This is a genomic window from Thermoleophilum album, from assembly GCF_028867705.1.
Taxonomy (GTDB): Bacteria; Actinomycetota; Thermoleophilia; order Solirubrobacterales; family Thermoleophilaceae; genus Thermoleophilum.
In genome coordinates this window covers 1,102,140-1,119,045 of the sequence record NZ_CP066171.1, presented here as the reverse complement: position 1 = coordinate 1,119,045, position 16,906 = coordinate 1,102,140, and the positions used below count along the sequence as shown (strand labels likewise).

The window sequence follows — 16,906 nt, the reverse complement described above, 5'->3', positions numbered from 1 at the left end:
GATGCCGACACAGCGCATGCGCCGCGTCAACGAGGCGTTGCGCGAGGTTCTCTCGTCGAGGATCACGGAAGATCTCAAGGACCCGCGCATAGGATTCGTGACAGTGACTGCCGTCGACACGAGCCCCGATCTGCGCCGCGCGCGCGTATACGTGAGCGTGTTCGGCGGGCCCGAAGAGCGCGCGCGCACGTTGGCCGGCCTTGCCTCCGCCCACGGCCTGCTCCAGCGCGCGATCGCCAGCGAGCTGCGCCTCAAGCGCACCCCGACGCTCGAGTTCGTCTACGACGACACCGTCGAGCGGGGGGTGCGGCTTGCGCAGCTGCTCGACAGCGGCGACCGGAAAGCGGACGCGTGAACACCAGCGCCGATGCGACGATCGCTGCCGCCGAGGCAGCTGTTCTCGAGGAGCTGCGCAGCGCGCCGAAGCTGCTCTTGACGACTCACGAGAACCCCGACGGCGACGCGCTCGGCTCGCTGCTCGGGATGCACCGGGCGCTCGAACAGCTCGGCAAAGACGTTCTCATGTACCTCTCGCCGCAGGAGTTCCCGCTGCCGCCCGAATACCGCCACCTTGACTTCCGGGGTCTCGTCGGCGAGCCCCCCGAAGACGTCGGAGAGCGGGTGATCGTCTTCCTCGACTGCGGCAACATCGATCGTATGCCGGTCGACTTTCTGCGCGAAAACGGCCGCCACATCGTCAACGTCGACCACCACCACGACAACACCCGCTTCGGCGCGTTCAACCTCGTCGACCCCTCGGCGTCGTCGACCGCCGAGATCGTCTACCGCCTCGCGCGCGGGCTCGGGGTGCAGCTGACGCCGGAGATCGCCGAGCCTCTCTATGTCGGCATCGTCACCGACACCGGCCGCTTCATGTACGAGAACGCAACGCCGGCGGCCCACCGCGTCGCTGCCGACTTGATCGAGGCCGGCGTCAACCCCTACGACGTCTACCACCGCGTGTACGAGAACGTGCCGGTGGCGCGCCTGCGGCTGCTCGAGCGCGCGCTCTCGCGACTCGAGCGCCACGACGGCGGACGGATCACCGCCACGCTGTTGACGCGCGCCGACTTCGAGGAGGCGGGCGCCAGCGAGTCTGACTCCGAGGGCATCGTCGAGCAGCTCCGTGCCGTCGAGGGAACGGTGGTGGCGGTGCTCGTGCGCGACAAGCTCGACGACGGTCGGCGCGGGCTGCGCAAGGTCAGCTTGCGCACGTCGAGTCGCGGCGTCGACGTGTCGGCCATAGCGCGTGCCTTCGGCGGTGGCGGTCACCGCCAGGCGGCCGGGTTCACCACCGACGTGCCGCACGAGGAAGTCATCGCCACCGTGACCCAGCTCCTGCGTGCACAGCTCGACGACTCCGCCTGACGCAGCGGGCTGCCATTCGCCACGGGTGCGGCGCGGCGGAGAGCGATGGCGGAGCGAGGGAGAGAGACAACTGCCAGGCTCGCGGTGCCGGCGGAGGGCGGTGTCATCCTCTACCCGAAACCGCCAGGACCGACGTCGCACGACGCCGTGGCTGCCGTGCGGCGACGGTGCCCGCGCAGCACAAAGGTCGGCCACGCTGGCACGCTCGACCCCTTCGCCGAGGGTTTGCTCCTGATCCTGCTCGGCCGGGCGACGCGAGCACAACGCTGGTTCGTCGGTCTGCCCAAGACCTATCGGGCGGTGGCGCGCCTCGGCTGGCGCTCGACCACCGGTGATCCCGAGGGCGAGATCGAGCACACAGGCCGTAGACCGCAGCGGCTCGCCATCCCCACCGGGCGGCAGCGCCAGGTACCACCGGCCTACTCGGCGGTGAAGGTGGGCGGCGAGCGCGCCTACCGGCTCGCGCGGCGCGGCGCTCAGCCGGCGTTGCCTGCCCGCGAGATCACCGTGTATCGGGCCGAGCTGCTCGCGCATGACGACGAGCGAGCAGAGTTCGAAATCGAGTGTTCGGCCGGCACGTACATTCGCCAGCTCGTCGCCGATCTCGGTGACGCGTACTGCGAGCGGCTCGTGCGGACGCGTATAGGTCCCTTCGATCTGCGCGACGCCGATCCGGAACGGGTCGTACCGCTCGGCGAAGCGCTCGCCTTCCTGCCCGCGGTCACGGTTGACGACCTCGGGGAGCGGGCGCTCGCCAACGGTCGTGCGCTGCCGGTGCGCGCAGTGCGCGGGCGGCTCACCGAGAGCCGGGACGCGATCGTGCGCGTCCTCGACGAGCAGGGGCGCCTCGTCGCTGTCGCCGAGTCGCGCGACGGACTGCTGCGACCGGCCTTAGTGTTCCCAAGGCTGCTGCCGTCCTCCTGAACGCGACAGCCAGCCAACGAGGCGAGATGGTCATTCGAAGGCAGGCACCGGCCCCGAGCAAAAGCCGCGCTGCGGTCCCCGTGCGCACCCTCGAGCGCAAGGGCGCTGGTCGATGAAGTTCCTGTGGTTAGACGAGGTGCGGCCCCGCCCCGGTCGACGGGTCGCGATCGGCACTTTCGACGGCGTGCACCGCGGCCACCGCCGAGTTATCGCCGGTTGCGACACCGTGCTCACCTTCGAACCGCACCCGCTCGCGGTGCTGCGTCCCGACGCCGCACCGCCACTGCTCTCGCCGCTAGCGATCAAGCGCGATCTGCTCGCCGCTCTGGGGGTGGAGGAGCTCGTCGTCGCACGGTTCGACCAGCGCCTCGCCGACACGCCCGCCGAGCGCTTCGTCGACGAAGTGATCGTCGAACAACTCACGGCGGAGTTCGTCTCGGTGGGCGAGAACTTTCGCTTCGGGCGTGGCGCAGCGGGTGACGCCGAACTCCTGGCGCGCGACGACAGGTTCGAGACGCGCGTCGTCCCGCTCGCGAGCGCCGGCGGCGAGCCGATCTCCTCGAGCCGCATCCGCGAGCTCGTGGCCGGCGGCGAGGTGCTAGCAGCAGCTGAGCTGCTGGGCCATCCCTTTCTCTTCGAGGGGGAAGTTACGCACGGCGACCGGCGCGGCCGCGAGCTCGGGTTTCCGACCGCCAACATCGTCCCCGACCCGCGGCTGTGTTTGCCCGCCAAGGGGATCTACGCCGCCCTCGCCGACGGGCAGCCAGCTGCGGTGTCGATCGGCGAGCGACCAACGTTTACGAGTGCGCGCGGGCTGCTCGTCGAGGCGTACCTGATCGATTTCGCCGGCGACCTCTACGGCAAGCGGCTGCGCCTCGCTTTCATCGAACGCCTCCGCGACGAGCTGCGTTTCGCCTCGGCGAGCGAGCTCGTCGCGCAGATGCGCATCGACGTCGAACAGGCGCGCGAGGCGTGTGCGCGCGCCACCGCCCAGCTCGCCCAGCTCGATCGCGCGGTCCTGCACGGTAGTTGAAAGCGCCGGCGCGCTGCGTGCGAGCGATTGGCCGCGCCGTTCGCCGTGGTAGCTTTCCCGCGGCGATGACGCTGACCAGCGAGCGAAAGCGCGAGATCGTCGAGCGGTTCGGCCGCAACCCGCACGACACGGGATCCCCCGAGGTCCAGATTGCGCTGCTCACCGAGCGGATCAACCACCTCACCGAGCACCTGCGCACCCACCGCAAGGACCACCACTCGCGGCGCGGGTTGTTGATGCTGGTGGGCAAGCGCCGTCGCCTGCTCCGCTACCTCGAAAGCCGCGACGTCGACCGCTACCGCAAGATCATCGGCGAGCTCGGTCTGCGGCGGTAGCGATGGCGGTCGCGGTCGGTCAGCCGGCTTCCGACTTCGTCCTTCCCGATCACGAGGGCAACGAAATCCGGCTGTCGGACCTGCGCGGCCGCTGGGTGCTGCTCGTCTTCTACCCGCTCGACTTCAGCCCTGTCTGCACCGACCAGTTGAGCGTCTACGAAGAGGCGCTGCCCGAGTTGCGCGAGCGCGGCGTTGAGGTGCTCGGCATCTCCGTCGATTCGGCGTTCTGCCACCGGGCGTTCCGCCAGAAGCTTGGCATCACGACGCGTCTACTCGCTGACTTTCATCCCAAGGGCGCTGTAACGCGCTCGTACGGCTATTACATCGAGGAGCGCGGGCACGGCGAGCGCGCGCTCGTGTTGATCGATCCCGACGGTGTCGTGCGCTGGGCGCACAAGTCGCCGACACCGCTCGAGATCCCCGGTATCAACCTCGTTTTCGACGAACTCGAGCGTCAAGCTGCAGCGTGACCTGACGAGCGCCCCGCCTGCCCTCGCCGCCGACGACCACATCCGCGGCGAAGGGTCGACGCTGGTGTTCTTCTTCGCTGACTTCGAATGCCCATACTGCGCGCGCGCCCACGGCGAGCTCGCGACGCGCGCCGACCGCGTGCGCGTGGTGTTCCGCCACTTTCCGGTGCGCTCGGTACACAGGCGCGCGTTCGCACTCGCCACCGCCGCCGAGGCGGCGGCACGGCAGGGCGCGTTCTGGGAGTACGCTGATTCTTTGTTCGTCGACCAGGGGCGAGTCGATCCGCCGCACCTCTGGGAGCGAGCGCGGAAGCTTGGTCTCGACCTCGAACGTTTCGAACGCGATCGACGCTCGCGCGCGGTCGCCGCGCGCGTCGAGCGCGACATCGCAAGCGGCCTGCGCGCCGGGGTCGTCGCGACGCCGACGTTCTTCGTCGGTGGGCAGCGTTACACCCAGACGCCGCCGGCGTTGTGACCTGCACGCCCCCTCGAAGCGGCGTTGCCGCTGCTAGCATCGGCCCCGCTCTAGCGAGGATCGAAGCAAGTTCGGCCGCCAACCGGAGGCGGCGGTGAAAGGATGGGAATGAATCTAGAGGCAACGCGGGTCTCGATCGAGGTCGAGCGCAAGCAGATCACTTTCGAGACCGGCCGTCTCGCTCGGCAGGCGAACGGCGCCGTACTGGTGAGCTCGGGCGAGACGATGGTGCTGTGCACGGCTACGGCCGGCGCCGACCGCGACGTCGACTTCTTGCCGCTGACCGTCGACGTCGAAGAGCGGATGTACGCGGCGGGCAAGATCCCCGGCAGCTTCTTCCGCCGCGAGGGACGGGCGGGCGAGAAGGCGATTCTCGTCGCGCGGATGATCGACCGACCGCTGCGGCCGCTCTTCCCCAAGGGGTGGACGCGCGAGACGCAGCTGATCGCGATCCCGCTCTCGGTCGACCACAAGCATCCCTACGACGTGCTGGCGATGAACGGCGCGAGCGCCGCCCTGATGGTGTCCGACATCCCGTTCCCGATGCCGGTCGGTGCGGTGCGTGTGGGGCTCGACCGCGAGGGCAACTTCCTCATCAATCCCGACGAGGACTGGCTTTTGGAGAGCCCGCTCGACCTGGTCGTCGCCGGCACCGAGGAGGCGATCCTGATGGTCGAGGCCGGCGCCGACGAGGTGCCCGAGGCCGTGATCCTCGACGCTCTCGACATCGCCCACGGCGAGATCAAGCGCATCTGCCGGGCGCAGTGGGAGCTGCGCGAGAAGGTGGGCAAGCCGAAGATCGAGGTGCGCGCTCCCGAGGTCGACCGCGCGCTCTACGAGCAGATCCGCGAGCGCTTCGGCGACGATCTCGACGCCGCGACCCAAGTCGAGGACAAGCTCGCCCGCCAGGAAGCGACGAAACAAGTCGAGGAGCGCGTGCTTGCCGAGTTCGCGGGCGAGGAGGCACTCGCCGGTCTCGATCCAGCCGCTGCTCTCGAGCGCCGCAAAGCAGTACAGCTGGCGTTCGACAAGCTCGAGAAAGACATCATCCGTACGCGCATCGCGGTGGCCAAGAAGCGCCCCGACGGACGCGCCGCCGACGAGATCCGGCCGATCTCGATCGAAGTCGGCGTCGCGCCGCGCACGCACGGTTCGGCGCTGTTCACGCGCGGTCAGACGCAGGCGTTCTCGGTCGCGACTCTCGGCACCACGCGTGACGAGAAGAAGCTCGACGATCTCGGCTTGGTCGAGTACAAGCGCTACCTCCACCACTACAACTTCCCGCCGTTCTGCGTCGGCGAAACGGGCCCGATGCGAGGCCCGAAGCGGCGCGACATCGGTCACGGAGCGCTTGCCGAGCGGGCGCTCGTGCCGGTGATCCCCACCGAGGACGAGTTTCCGTACACGATCCGCGTCGTGTCGGACATCCTCGAGTCGAACGGCTCCTCGTCGATGGCGTCGGTATGCGGCTCGACGCTCGCGCTGATGGACGCCGGCGTGAAGATCAAGCGCCCGGTCGCCGGCATCGCGATGGGCCTAATCAAGGAGGGTGACGACTACATCATCCTCACCGACATCGCCGGTGTCGAAGACCACCTCGGCGACATGGACTTCAAGGTCGCCGGCACCGAACGGGGCGTCACCGCGCTCCAGATGGACATCAAGATCTCGGGCGTTACCTTCGACATTTTGCGTGACGCGCTCGCCCAGGCACGCAAGGCGCGGCTCGAGATCCTCGAGAAGATGCGCGCGGTGATCGCCGAGCCGCGGTCGACGCTCTCGCCGCACGCGCCGCGCATCACCCAGGTCAAGATCGACCCCGAGAAGATCGGCGCGTTGATCGGCAAGGGCGGCGAGACGATCCGCGCCCTGCAAGAGGAGTACGACGCCGAGATCGATGTCGACGAGGACGGCACGGTGCGGATCTATGCGCGCGACGGTGAGCTCGGCGAGCAGCTCGTGCAGCGCATCCGCATGCTGACCAAGGAGGTCGAGGTCGGCGACGAGTACGTCGGCCGTGTCGTCAAGACGACCACTTTCGGTGCGTTCGTCGAACTGTCGAAAGGCACCGACGGGCTGCTGCACATCTCGAACATCGCGCCGGGGCGTCGCCCGCGCACGGTCGAAGAGGTGCTGAAGCGTGGCGACGAGCTGCGGGTGAAGGTTGTCGAGGTCGACCGCGAGCGCGGACGGATCGGTCTGCGACTCGCCGACGATCCCGAGATCCAAGGCAAGACCCCAGAGGAGCTGGCGCGGATCGGCACCGGCGACCGCTCGTCGCGCGAGGGGTCCGAGCGCAGCGACCGCGGCGGCCGTGGCGAGCGCCCTGACCGAGGCGGCAACGGACGCCGGCGCGGCGGCCGCCACTAGGACGGTGGCGGTGTCGCCGCCGACAGCCGCTGCCGGCGACGCGCAGGTCACCACGCTCCCCTGTGGCGTGCGCGTCGCGAGCGAGCGCGTCGACGGGGTGCGCTCGATCGCGCTCGGGTTCTGGATCCGCTGCGGCTCGCGTGACGAAAGCGAGGAGCTGGCCGGCGTCTCGCACTTTCTCGAGCACCTTTTGTTCAAAGGCTCGGCGCGCTACAGCTCGCGCGAGATCGACGAGCTTTTCGACGCTCTCGGCGCCGAGGCGAACGCCGGCACCGGCAAGGAAACGACGTCGGTGTACGCGCGCTTCCTCGACCGTCACCTGGAGCGCGCTTTCGACGTCCTCCAGGACATGGTGCTGCGCCCGGTCTACGCCGAGGTCGACTCCGAGCGCCAGGTGATCCTCGAAGAGATCGCGATGTACGAGGACGAGCCGCAGGATCGTGTCCACGACCTGCTTGCCCGGGCGCTTTTCGCCGATCACCCGCTCGGCCGACCGATCCTCGGGCGCGCCGAGGTGATCGCGAACGTGCCGGTCGCGGTCGTTGGCCGCTACCACGACGAGCGCTACCGGCCGCGCAACGTCGTCGTGGCCGCCGCCGGCTCGGTGGACCACGGGCGGCTCTGCGAGCTTGTCGAGCAGGCGTTCGCCGACCAGCCCGCCGAACCGGGCCCGACCGAGCTGCCCGCCGATGCGCCGGCCCATTACGGCGCCAGCGTGCGGTTCCAGCGCAAGGACACCGAGCAATTCCACGTCTGTGTCGGGGCTCCCGGGCTCGCGCGCGGCGACGAGCGGCGCTTCGCGCTGCGCGTTCTCGACACGATCCTCGGTGGCAGCTCCTCTTCCCGCCTCTTCCAGGAGGTGCGCGAGAAGCGCGGTCTTGCCTACTCGGTGTACTCGTACGCCTCCCAGTTTGTGGACTGCGGGCAGGTAGCGATCTACGTCGGCACGCGGCCCGACCGGGTGACCGAGTCGCTCGAAGTGATCGGCCGCGAGCTGCGCCGCCTCGTCGAGGACGGCATAACCGACGACGAGCTCGAGCGCGCGCGCGAGAACGCCAAGGGACGCACGGTTCTGGCGATGGAGTCGACGCTCGCGCGCATGAACCGACTCGGCGGTTCGCTGCTCACCGGCGTGCCGCTTCTGTCGCTCGACGAGATTCTCGAGCGCTACGACGCGGTCACCGCCGACGACGTCGTCGCGCTGGCCGGCAAGCTGTGGCAGCCCGACCGTTTGGTGGCGGCAGCGATCGGTCGCGACGAGGAGGTGTGGCGGCGCGGGCTCGAGGCGCTCGCCCCGGCGCTCGCCGAGGCGGCAGCGCAAGCCGCGGAGGCGACAGGGTGATCAAGGTCGCGGTCAGCGGCGCCGCCGGCCGGATGGGGGAGACCGTCTGCCGGGCGGTGGCGGAGGCCGAGGATATGGAGCTCGTTGGTCGTGCCGATCCGCGGCTCGGGACCAGCGTCGAGGAAGCGATTGCCGACGCCGAGGTGATGGTCGACTTCACCACTCCCGACGCTGCGGTCGGCAACGCGCGCGCTGCGCTCGAGCGTGGCGTTCACGTCGTGATGGGAACCACCGGCGCCGACTTCGCTCAGCTCGCCGGCAGCGGCCGGGCGAACCTCTTCGTAGCGCCCAACTTCGCCATCGGTGCCGTGCTGATGATGGAGTTCGCCCGCCGTGCGGCGCCCCACATGCGCGAGTGCGAGATCGTCGAGCTTCACCACGACCGCAAGCTCGACGCGCCCTCGGGCACGGCGAAACGCACCGCCGATCTCTTGCGTTCAGCCGGTGCCAACGTTCACGAGCCGATCCACTCGGTGCGACTGCCCGGACTGGTCGCCCACCAGGAGGTGATCTTCGGTGGGCTCGGCGAGACGCTCACGATCCGCCACGACACGACTTCACGGGAGGCGTTCATGCCCGGCGTTCTGCTCGCCATCCGGCGAGTGCGCTCGCTTCCGGAGCGCTACGTCGTCGGACTCGAGCGTCTGCTCTTCGACTGATCCCCGCTGTCGGTCTGGCGGCCGCGCAGTGCACGTGGGATAACAAAGCGGATCGCCGACCGCTCGGTGTCGAGTGCGCACGTCTTGTTGTCAATCAAACCGAGCTTGCGCGCCACCGGAAGCACGCGTAGCTGCTCGAGCTGCCAGCGGCCGCCGCGCTTCGGCGTGACCAGCCAGATCCTTCCCGTGGGGCGCAGACGCGGGCGGTAACGCACGAGCGCCTGCGCGGCCTCGTTGGCGTCCTCGACGGCGACGACCGCAGCGTCGAGCTCGCCGGAGCGCACGAACCCGCGCCCCAGCGCCTCGCGCAGAGCGCGGCGCAAATCGCTGCCCACGTCGCCAGCTACCTCGACGCGCTCGTTCTCCTCGATCCCAAGCCGGCGCGCGAGGTCGCTCGTCGCTCTCGCCTCACTACCCATCGTGCTCATTGTGGCATTCGCCGCGGCGTTTCCCCGCGACTCGGCGCCGGTGCGCCGGCGGTGCGATAATCGCCGTCGATGGCGTCCTTCGGCGGGATCTTGACGGCGATGGTCACTCCTTTCGACGAGCGCGGTGCCATCGCCGAAGAGCGTGCGGTGCACCTGATGCACCACCTCTTCGACACCGGGTCCGACGGCATCGTGCTGACCGGCACGACCGGCGAGGCGCCGACCCTCACCGATGACGAGAAGGCGGCCCTGTGGCGACTCGGCGTCGAGGAGTGCGGCGACCGCGGACGGATCATCGCCGGTACCGGCAGCAACGACACGCGGCACACGATCGAGCTGACCGAGCGAGCTGCCGAAGCTGGCGTCGACGCGGCGCTCGTCGTCGCGCCCTACTACAACAAGCCGAATCGGCGGGGCTTGGTCGCCCACTTCCGTGCAGTGGCAGCGGCCACCGACCTGCCGATCATCCTCTACAACATCCCGTCGCGCTGTGCGGTCGACATGCCAAACGACCTGTTGCGCGAGCTCGCCGAGATCGAGAACGTGGTCGCTGTCAAACAGGCGCGCTACGAGGATCTCGAGCCGATCGAGGGGCTCGAGCTCTTGGCCGGCAACGACGACATGCTGGCACGAGTGCTCGATATCGGCGGCACCGGTGGCATCACCGTCGCTTCGCACCTCGTCGGCCGCGAGATGCGGCGGATGATCGACGAGCCCGAGCAGCGCCAGCAGATCCACGAGTCGCTACGCGACCTCTTCGCCGCGCTCTTCGTCACCACGAGCCCGATCCCGATCAAGGCCGCCTTGAACATGCTCGGCCACGAGGTGGGCGGTCTGCGCTTGCCGCTGGTCGAGGCCAGCGCCGAGGAGCGGGCGGTGGTGAGGCAGGCGCTCGAACGCCACCGCCTGCTTGCGACCGTTTGACGCGGTGAGCGGTCGGCTGCGCGTCCTGCCGCTCGGCGGGCTCGGCGAGATCGGCAAGAACATGACCGTCGTCGAGTACGACGGGCGCATCGTCGTCGTCGACGCTGGCCTGATGTTCCCCACCCCGGACCAGCTCGGGATCGACCTCGTTCTGCCGGACTTCGGCTACTTGCGCGAGAACCGCGACCGGATCGAGGCGTTCGTCCTTACCCACGCCCACGAGGATCACGTCGGCGCGCTGCCGTTCGTGTTGCGCGAGCTCGCGGTAGACGAGGTGCCGCCGATCTACGCCGGGCGCCTCACGGCAGCGCTGGTGCGTTCACGGCTAGACGAGCACCGCCTGAAGCCTGCGCTCGCAGCCGTCCGCGACCTGCCGCCGGGCGAACCTGTAGTGGCGGGACCGATGACCGTCGAGCTGATCCGCATGGCGCACTCGATCCCCGACAGCTTCGCTGTGCTGATCGAGACGCCGCTCGGGCCGGTGCTTGTGACAGGCGACTACAAGTTCGACCAAACGCCGATCGACGGTCAACCGCCCGACATGCGCCGCCTCGCCGAGATCGGCCACAAGGGGCTGCTCTTGCTGTGTGGCGACTCGACCAACGCCGACCGTCCCGGCCTGTCCCCGTCGGAGGCCAGCGTCGGTCCCAACCTCGAGCGCGTGTTCGCCGAGTGTGAGGGGCGCGTAGTCGTGACCTCCTTCGCCTCGAACATCCACCGCATCCAGCAGGTGCTCGACGCGGCGCGCGCCACCGACCGCCGCGTGGCGATCGTCGGGCGTTCGATGCGCAAAGCGTTCAACGTCGCGCGCTCGCTGGGTTATCTCGAGACCGACGACGGGCGGCTCGTGCCCCCGCACGAAGTCGAAGACTTTCCGCCCCACAAGCTTGCTGTCCTGTCGACCGGCTCCCAGGGCGAGCCGCTGTCGGCGCTTCGCCGGATGGCCCACGGCGAGCACCCCCACGTGCGCCTGCGCGCAGGCGACACCGTCGTTTTCTCAGCAACGCCGATACCCGGCAACGAACGCGCTGTCAACGAAACGATCGATCGCATCTACCGGATCGGCGCCGACGTCGTAACCCCGCGCGACATCACGGTGCACGCGTCCGGCCACGGACACGCCGAGGACCTCAAGCTGATGATCCGTCTCACCAATCCGCGCTACGTGATGCCGGTGCACGGCGACTACCGGCGCCTGCGTTTGCACGCGAAGCTCGCGGAATCGGTGGGCATCGCGCCCGAGCGCATCTTCATTACCGAAAACGGCCGCCCGCTCGAGATCGACGCGCACGGCGCGCGACTGGGCAAGCCGGTCGCGGCAGGTGTGATCTTCGTCGACGGCATGGAGGTGGGCGACATTGAGGACGTCGCGCTTCGCGACCGGCGGATGCTGTCGGCCGACGGCGTCTTCATCGTCGTCGCGACGATCTCGAGTCAGGACGGTCGCTCGGTCGCGCCACCGGAGGTGCTGTTCCGCGGCGTGCCCTTCCTGACCAGCGAGCAGGACGCATTCGTGAGCGAGCTGCGCGAGGAGATCGAGCGCTCGCTCGCGCGAGCAGCTCGCGACCAGGTGCTCGAGCCGGACCTGCTGCGCAGCCACCTGCACGACGACGTCGCCGCTTTCGTGTACGAACGGCTGCGCCGCCGGCCGCTGGTGTTGCCCGTGGTCGTCGAGGTCTAGCGACCGGCCTGCGCGTCGGCCGCCACCGGAGCGTGCGCAGCCCTTTGCTCGTCGCACGACGGTAGCCGCAGCTCGAAGCGGGTGCCGGGATCGGGGCGGTGGACGAGCACGACACTGCCACCGTGGCCCTCGGCTACCGCTCGTACGATCGCGAGGCCGAGGCCGTTGCCCGGAACCTCTGTGGTGCCACGAGTGAAACGCTCGAAAATGCGGGCAGCCGCCGCCGGCGGGATCCCCGGACCGTCGTCCTCGACGACAAGTAGCGCTGTGCCGTGCTCGCTGCCGACGGCGACGCGTACGTGCGTGCCGGGGGGCGTGTGCACGAGTGCGTTCTCGACCAGGTTGGTGATCGCGCGCAAAAGCTCGTCACGTTCGGCGACCACGAAAACCGGCTCGCGAAGGTCCACGGTCAGTTCGTGGTGCTCGGCAAGGGGGGCGAGCTCCGCCACCGCCTCGCGTACAAGCTCGCCCATCTCGACGCGTGTGCGCTGCGCACGCGAGCCGTTGCGACCCTCTTTCGCCGCATCTGCTCGCGCGAGCGCCAGAAGGTCGGCGACTAGGCGGCGCATGCGCTCGGCCGAGCGCAGCGCCGAGCGCGCGATCTCGCGCTCCTCGCCCGAGAGCTCGGGCTCAAGCAGCTCGAGGTTGGCGAGCACGCTCGTGAGCGGTGTGCGCAGCTCGTGCGAGGCGTCGGCCAGGAAGCGTCGCTGCATCGCGAGGGTCGCCTCGACCTCGGCCCTGGCGGCGGCGAGCTCGCGGAGCATCTCTTCCAGCGTCACCGCCAGCTCGTGGACTTCGTCGCGCGCCTCGGGCTTGGGCAGGGCGACGCGCGGGTCGCGAGTGCGGACTACCTCCCGCGCTGCCCCGGTAAGACGGGCGATCGGCCGCATCGCGCGCGACGCGACGAGAAAACCGCCGAGGAACGCAAGCCCCGTACCACCGATCACGCCCAGCGCCAGGAATAGGTTGATGCGCGCGATCGTACGTTCGACGGAAGCGCGCGGTCGCGCGTACTGCACGTAGCCGGCGGGAGAGGCGAACGGCGTTTCGAGCAGCCCGAACGGTTCGCTGCGCACGCGCTGCGTGCCGAGCAGCGGACGCGAGACGACGCGATAGGGGCCGACGTCGACGATGCCCTCGCGGGCCGGCCCGAGCTCCGGCGCCGCCGCTGGTGCGATCACGCGCTGGTGGTAGTCGAGGACGCGGATCACCGCCCCGCCGCTGGCGGCAGCTCGGATCACCGACAGGTCCTGGGCACGTACCTCGAGCGAACCGTCGAGGGCGCGTTCGACGCGCAACTGCTCCTGAAGGTCGGCGGCCGTGGCACGCAGCTCGTCGTCGAAACCGGCGCGCAAGCGACCGGCGGCGAAAGCGCCGACGACGAGAGCAAACAAGCACAGAATCAAGAACGTCAACGCCGCCGAGACGATCGCCAGCTTGATCCGCACCAGCAGGCGCACGCGGGCCTGCTTGAGCCAGGCACCCGCCCGCCTTTTGGCAGCGTGGGGGGACGATCGTAGTTGCCTTGTCACGGCGCCCTGAGCACGTAGCCTGCACCGCGCACGGTGTGGAGCATGCGCGGCTCGCCGCCTGCCTCGAGCTTGCGGCGCAGGTTCGAGATGAACACGTCGACGGTGTTCGTCTCGCTGAACGGGTCGTAGCCCCACACCTCGTCGAGCAGGCGTTGGCGCGAGATGACGATCCGCTCGTTGCGCATCAGGTACTCGAGGAGGTCGAATTCGCGCGCCGTCAGCTCGATCGTGCGGCTTCCGCGCACCACCTCGCGGGTGTCGGGGTTGAGCCGCAGATCGCCGACGACGAGCGAGGCGCTGCCACGCGGCGGGTGGCGGCGCAACAGCGCGCGGATGCGCGCCAGCAGCTCGGCACGGTCGAACGGTTTGACGAGGTAGTCGTCGGCGCCGCTGTCGAGACCGGTGACACGGTCGTCGACCGCGTCGCGCGCGGTCAACATCAAGATCGGGGTGCTGGCTCGCGTGCGCAGCTGCTTGCAGACGTCGATGCCGTCGATGTCGGGAAGGCCGAGATCGAGGATCACTAGATCCGGCTCGTAGAAGCGGGCACGCTCGAGCGCGCTCTCGCCGTCGGCGGCAAGCTCGACGTCGTAGCCCTCGCGCACCAGCGAGCGCCGCAAGACGGTGGCGATCTCGCGGTCGTCCTCAACCACCAGCACGCGCGCCTGCCGCTCCATCGCTGCTTCCATGCTAGGGAGCGCGACGCGCCAAAAGGCGTCCGTCGGCGCGAGGCAGGGAGAGGAGGTCGCGCGTCGAACGGCGCTAACCAGAACCGCTGAATGTCGAAAAAGCGTCGCTCACGCTCCGCGGCGACATCGAAGCGCCGCTCGCCCCTGCCCGAGCTAGCCCTCGGACAGGTCGAGCGCGACCTGATCGGCATCTTCGTGGTCGCCGTCGGAGTGTGGGGTGCCGTCGTCGGCTACACGGGGAGCGCCGGCGGCCGCCTCGGCGAGGCTCTCGTCGCCGGCTGCGAGCTGATTTTCGGCGTGACGGCGGTGCTCGTACCGCCCGCGCTGGTCGCCGGCGGGGCGCTACTGGTGGCGCGGTCGCTACTCGTAGTGCCGTTGCGCGCGGTGGTGGCGGTCGCACTCGCCTGGCTTGCTGTCGCGACGGTCGCGGCTGGCGGTCTCTTCGGCGTCGGGCCCGCGCCAGCGAGCGCCGAGGCGGCATTCGCGACGACTGCGCTCCGCGACGGGGGCGGTGCAGTTGGGGCCGGCACCTACGTTCTTATCAACGAGCTTTTGCAACGGCCGGGCGCTTACCTCTTCGTCGTGCTCGCGCTCGCCACCGCGCTGCGCCTCGCAAGCGCGCGTCCGCTAGCCGAGGTGCTCGCCGCGCTCACCCCGCGTCTCGCCGCGATCGCCCGCGACAGCGTGGCGCGGGCGCGGGAGCGGCGGGCGGCAGCCGCTCGCACGGCGGTAGGGCAGGGGGCTGCGTTCGACGCTCCCGCTTGGCCGCCCCCTGCCGGTGACGACGCGGCGGGCTCGCACCGCGACGAAGGCGAGCTCGCCGACGGTGCCTCCGCTTTCACCGCGCCGCTGGCGATCGATCCAGCCGCGCGCTTTCCCGACATCTACAGCCGCGAGCACGAGGGGAGCGACACGCCCGACGAGCACACGGAGACAGAACTGGCCGGCGCGCAGGGGAGCGTCGACGCGGACGAAAGCGCATTTTCGGCTGGCGACGACGCGGGCGAAGGCGATGATGGCGGCGCGAGCGACACGGACGCCGTGCCGCTCGACGAACCGTCGGTCGCGGTCAGCGACGAGGCCGTCCCGATGCCGCGACCGGCGCCGGCCAGCGCCGCGGCGCGCACACCGCAGGGGCTTCCGCGCGGGGGTGTGACCTTCGCTGACGGGACCGAATACTCGTTACCGTCGCCGCGCCTTTTGCGCCGCAGCGAGGCCGCGCCGGAGCTCGACCAGCGCCAGATCGAGCGCACCGGGCGCCAGCTCGTCGAGGCGCTCGGTCACTTCCACATCGACGCGCGCGTGATCGGCACTGTCGTCGGTCCGCATGTCACTCGCTACGAGCTGCGTCTCGCCCCGGGCACCAAGATGTCCAAGATCGCGCAGCTCAAGGACGACCTCGCCTACGCGCTGGCGGCCGAGCACGTTCGCATCCTCGCGCCGATACCGGGCAAGCAGGCCGTCGGTGTGGAGGTGCCCAACAGGATGCGGCGGATGGTCCACCTCGGCGATGTCTTCGGCCAGCCGCCGCGCGGCTGGTCACCGCTCACGGTCTGGCTGGGCAAGGACATCGCCGGCAACGCGATCGCCGCCGACATCGCCAAGCAGCCGCACATCCTTGTCGCTGGCGCCACCGGCTCGGGCAAGTCCGGTTGCGTCAACGCGATGTTGAGCTCGATCCTCCTGCGCGCCACCCCCAACGAGGTGCGGCTCGCCCTGGTCGACCCGAAACGCGTCGAGCTCAACCACTACGAACAGGTTCCTCACCTCCTCACGCCGGTGGTGACGAGCCCGCGCGCCGCCGCCAACGTGCTCTCCAACCTGGTGCGCGAGATGGAGGAGCGTTACGGTCTGATGAGCCGCGTCAAGGCGCGCTCGCTGCCCGAGCTGAACCGCCTGCGGGCGCGGGCCGGCGAGGCGACGCTCCCGTACATCCTGTGCGTGATCGACGAGCTCGCCGACCTGATGATGATCGCGCCCGCCGAGGTCGAGGATTCGATCATCCGGCTCGCGCAGAAGTCGCGAGCCGTCGGGATCCATCTCGTGCTCGCTACCCAGCGGCCGAGCGCCGACGTGATCACCGGTCTGATCAAGGCGAACATTCCGGCACGGATCGCCTTCGCCGTCTCGTCGCAAACGGATTCGCGCGTGATCCTCGACCAGAACGGCGCCGAATCGCTGCTCGGTCAGGGCGACATGCTCTTCCGGCCGGCGGGAGCCTCCAAGCTCGCGCGCATCCAGGGCGCGTTTATCTCCGAGGAGGAGATCGCCCGCCTCACCGCTCACTGGCATGCGCAGGGCGAGCCCGAGCTGCGTGAAGAGATGCTCGGCGCCCCGCCCGGCGACGACGACGGTCAGGGGGACGCCGACCCCGACCACGACCCCCTCCTCGCCGAGGCGATCCGCACGGTCGTTGCGCTCGGGACCGCCTCGACGTCGATGCTGCAGCGGCGCCTGCGTGTCGGTTACACGCGCGCCGGCCGCCTGATCGACATGATGGAGCGACTCGGTGTCGTCTCCGGCTACGAGGGCTCGAAGGCTCGGCAGGTGTTGATCAGCGAGGCTGACTTGCCGCGCGTGCTCGCCCAGGTGGAAGGAACGGATAGCGCTCTCGACGACGCCGCGCCGGCGCCCGTCAGCGGCAACGCCGGGCCTTAAGCCGCATCGCGACCGGCG

The 16,906-nt window shown here is 69.6% G+C and carries 16 protein-coding genes; 13 read left to right on the top strand and 3 right to left on the bottom strand.

Annotation, left to right across the window (positions count from 1 at the left end; genetic code table 11):
• Nucleotide 1: 1 nt before the first annotated feature.
• From rbfA to JDY09_RS05200, 10 genes are all read left to right on the top strand, one after another.
• Nucleotides 2-355: a 30S ribosome-binding factor RbfA gene (gene rbfA / locus JDY09_RS05245; RefSeq protein WP_274715879.1), complete on the top strand. Its 354-nt coding sequence runs from the start codon at nt 2-4 to the stop codon at nt 353-355.
• A complete protein-coding gene (locus tag JDY09_RS05240; RefSeq protein ID WP_274715878.1) occupies nt 352-1,368 on the top strand; it encodes a DHH family phosphoesterase in 1,017 nt (338 codons plus the stop codon). The genes rbfA and JDY09_RS05240 overlap by 4 nt, the downstream gene beginning before the upstream one ends.
• Nucleotides 1,369-1,452: 84 nt before the next feature.
• Nucleotides 1,453-2,292: a tRNA pseudouridine(55) synthase TruB gene (gene truB, locus JDY09_RS05235; protein ID WP_274715877.1), complete on the top strand. Its 840-nt coding sequence runs from the start codon at nt 1,453-1,455 to the stop codon at nt 2,290-2,292.
• A gap of 112 nt (nt 2,293-2,404) precedes the next feature.
• Nucleotides 2,405-3,325 carry a riboflavin biosynthesis protein RibF gene (gene ribF, locus JDY09_RS05230; protein WP_274715876.1) on the top strand — a complete coding sequence of 307 codons (921 nt, stop codon included), beginning with the start codon at nt 2,405-2,407 and terminating at the stop codon, nt 3,323-3,325.
• Between the two features lie 65 nt (nt 3,326-3,390).
• A complete protein-coding gene (gene rpsO / locus JDY09_RS05225; RefSeq protein ID WP_274715875.1) occupies nt 3,391-3,660 on the top strand; it encodes a 30S ribosomal protein S15 in 270 nt (89 codons plus the stop codon).
• A gap of 2 nt (nt 3,661-3,662) precedes the next feature.
• Nucleotides 3,663-4,130 carry a redoxin domain-containing protein gene (locus tag JDY09_RS05220; RefSeq protein WP_274715874.1) on the top strand — a complete coding sequence of 156 codons (468 nt, stop codon included), beginning with the start codon at nt 3,663-3,665 and terminating at the stop codon, nt 4,128-4,130.
• 64 nt (nt 4,131-4,194) lie between these two features.
• Entirely contained in the window at nt 4,195-4,605 is a 411-nt protein-coding gene (locus JDY09_RS05215; RefSeq protein WP_342455244.1) for a DsbA family protein, read from the top strand.
• Between the two features lie 108 nt (nt 4,606-4,713).
• On the top strand, nt 4,714-6,975 hold the full coding sequence (locus JDY09_RS05210; RefSeq protein ID WP_274715872.1) for a polyribonucleotide nucleotidyltransferase: 2,262 nt from the start codon (nt 4,714-4,716) through the stop codon (nt 6,973-6,975).
• Between the two features lie 10 nt (nt 6,976-6,985).
• The gene (locus JDY09_RS05205) at nt 6,986-8,317 is read left to right on the top strand and encodes a M16 family metallopeptidase (RefSeq protein WP_274715871.1); all 1,332 of its coding nucleotides are present in this window, start codon (nt 6,986-6,988) and stop codon (nt 8,315-8,317) included.
• A complete protein-coding gene (locus JDY09_RS05200) occupies nt 8,314-8,976 on the top strand; it encodes a 4-hydroxy-tetrahydrodipicolinate reductase (RefSeq protein ID WP_274715870.1) in 663 nt (220 codons plus the stop codon). Before JDY09_RS05205 ends, JDY09_RS05200 begins: the two co-directional genes overlap by 4 nt.
• Here the strand turns inward: JDY09_RS05200 and JDY09_RS05195 are convergent.
• Nucleotides 8,940-9,395, bottom strand: coding sequence for a DUF3052 family protein (locus tag JDY09_RS05195; RefSeq protein WP_274715869.1), 456 nt, complete (start codon nt 9,393-9,395; stop codon nt 8,940-8,942). The genes JDY09_RS05200 and JDY09_RS05195 overlap by 37 nt on opposite strands.
• Before the next feature lie 78 nt (nt 9,396-9,473).
• Here JDY09_RS05195 and dapA point away from each other — a divergent pair, with 78 nt between their 5' ends.
• Together dapA and JDY09_RS05185 are read left to right on the top strand one after the other, a co-directional pair.
• Nucleotides 9,474-10,328 (top strand): 4-hydroxy-tetrahydrodipicolinate synthase, encoded by an 855-nt coding sequence (gene dapA / locus JDY09_RS05190; RefSeq protein ID WP_274715868.1) that lies wholly within the window; start codon nt 9,474-9,476, stop codon nt 10,326-10,328.
• Between the two features lie 4 nt (nt 10,329-10,332).
• Entirely contained in the window at nt 10,333-12,009 is a 1,677-nt protein-coding gene (locus JDY09_RS05185) for a ribonuclease J (RefSeq protein WP_274715867.1), read from the top strand.
• Here the strand turns inward: JDY09_RS05185 and JDY09_RS05180 are convergent.
• Nucleotides 12,006-13,469 (bottom strand): sensor histidine kinase, encoded by a 1,464-nt coding sequence (locus JDY09_RS05180; RefSeq protein WP_274715866.1) that lies wholly within the window; start codon nt 13,467-13,469, stop codon nt 12,006-12,008. The genes JDY09_RS05185 and JDY09_RS05180 overlap by 4 nt on opposite strands.
• A gap of 68 nt (nt 13,470-13,537) precedes the next feature.
• Nucleotides 13,538-14,218 carry a response regulator transcription factor gene (locus tag JDY09_RS05175; RefSeq protein ID WP_274715865.1) on the bottom strand — a complete coding sequence of 227 codons (681 nt, stop codon included), beginning with the start codon at nt 14,216-14,218 and terminating at the stop codon, nt 13,538-13,540.
• Nucleotides 14,219-14,320: 102 nt separating this feature from the next.
• On the opposite strand from JDY09_RS05175, the gene JDY09_RS05170 reads away from it, so the two are divergent.
• Nucleotides 14,321-16,888: a DNA translocase FtsK gene (locus tag JDY09_RS05170; protein WP_274715864.1), complete on the top strand. Its 2,568-nt coding sequence runs from the start codon at nt 14,321-14,323 to the stop codon at nt 16,886-16,888.
• The last annotated feature ends 18 nt before the right edge of the window (nt 16,889-16,906 follow it).